This window comes from Psychrobacter sp. AOP5-GZ1-6 (assembly GCF_052376345.1).
Lineage (GTDB): Bacteria > Pseudomonadota > Gammaproteobacteria > Pseudomonadales > Moraxellaceae > Psychrobacter.
On record NZ_JBQSVP010000230.1, the window covers coordinates 1 to 1,956 of the forward strand.

The 1,956-nt window shown below is 38.5% G+C and carries 1 protein-coding gene; it reads right to left on the reverse strand.

Annotated elements, in window-relative coordinates:
• Positions 1-171: 171 nt before the first annotated feature.
• Positions 172-1,956, reverse strand: a 1,785-nt coding sequence (locus tag ACT3RN_RS15300; RefSeq protein ID WP_444518798.1) for a hypothetical protein, incomplete at its 5' end; no start/stop codon positions are given.

A 1,956-nucleotide genomic window follows, 5' to 3' on the forward strand; every position in this document is an offset into this window, starting at 1 on the left:
TAATATTTATCATTATAGACAATAATATAACTGGTTGCAGACTAACTTGCCATCATTGTCTAGCATGACTAAATTCTATGGCTATTAAAGCTCAAGCTCTATTTAAATAATGCCTAACCAAATCTCTATTCATATCACTACTTTTCTATTTTTTTCGGCAAAACCCAACAGCTATAGCTGAACGACCTCATACTGACTAAACTCATCTGTAATCAGTAGACGCTTACCCAAACGTAACGAGGTTTGTTTGGCATTGATACGCATGATGACTCTGTCACCTGTTTGAAAATAAGCTGTTGGCACTATCATAGTTCCGATAGTTTGAAGCTCCTCCTCCCTACCAAGAATAAATGCTGGTACAAAGTGCTGACTGCGTGTTTCTGTACCTTCTAAACGCAGTCCACAAGCCACGACATGATTTCCAAGCACTTGCCAATCAACTTCTGGTTTGTCAGTATCAAGATTCAGCCAACGCACTACACCTATTGACCAATCTGGTGATGCAACTGTTTCAGACCGACAGACTAAAAAAAGACTCATAAGATATAACAATGGCGGTGCAGTCTTAATAATAACATCGTCAGCCATTGCATCATCGTCAGCGACTAATGCATGAAGACTTTCTTCAGTAAGGCTTACTCGATCACTTCCTTTATCCAAAATATCTACTGTTGAAGGTAATATCAGCGTACGAAATAATGATGACTGATCGTTAGCATCAAGAATTTCACTGGCTAATATATCACTACTATCCTGTTTTTTACTAACAGTATCATAACGAGGTCGATGCTTCTCTGGCAGCTCATTCATCGCAATCAAGCTTGCAAAAAGATGTGAACCACCTACATGATAATGAATATTATTAAAGCCTGTAACCAAAACAGCTTCTTTTCTTATATCACGTTTCTTCACTAACTTCGGTGGCGACTTTAGATAATGATAACGCATTGTCATCGCTATATTGTTAAGTAAGTAGCTCTCAAGCCCTTCACTACCTTCTTGAACTAAGACCTGACGACGTGAGCTAAGGTACTCTAGCATCGGCATCAATTCTATAAATAAACAGTGATAGCGATCTTCATATGGATTAATTGCAGAACTGGCAGTCAAATAGGCAGGTGGCTTATTATTTTGTAAATCAACAAATATTCGAGTGTCCGTTTTTGGCTCTATCGTCGCAACAATATACTCAGCCCATTCGGTTAACAGGCGCTGTACTAGCAAGATACTAGGACGACGCATAGCACGTACATTTAATAAACTATGCAAACAAATTTGACAGTACAAACGATGTATATTACTGGCCCGCGAGATATCTATCATTTTACTTAAATCGATACCAACTACATGATGCTGATATGCAAGATAATACAGCTGGTTGATTTTAGCCCATAAATAAGGTGATGGTTTTTGATAGCAAAGCACTTCTGTAAACAGGAGCCTTTGGTACATCAACAATGACTGATAAATGGCCACAGCAAGTGTGGTGGATAGTGTCTTGTCACTGCTGAAATAGCGATGCCAACCATCACTTGTAGTATATTTACGCTGACGGCTTAACAATGAAGTATTATGGCGTATGACTCTGTCATAGACCATAATAATTAGATAATATAATGATTTTATCTGATTTACATACCCTACTTGAACACTACTCAGTGCTCCTGTCTCATAAATGAAATGCTGACGCAATGCTGCAATCAACTGATCTGAGGCACTGATTACAGCAATCATTAATTTAAGACGTTGCTGTTCATCTATATTAGCGACGCGTAATACTGTCAGTATTTTTTCTAATTGCTCGGCTTGCTCTGCCTGTGTTTGCGAAGACAGTCCTGCCAATAGTTTACGTAAATAACCCTCTTGGCCATTTGCCATTTTATTTAGTAGCGGCGGCAATGGCTCTTCAGAATATAAGTACTCTTGAAACATCGATAAAGTTATCATCATTCTTCC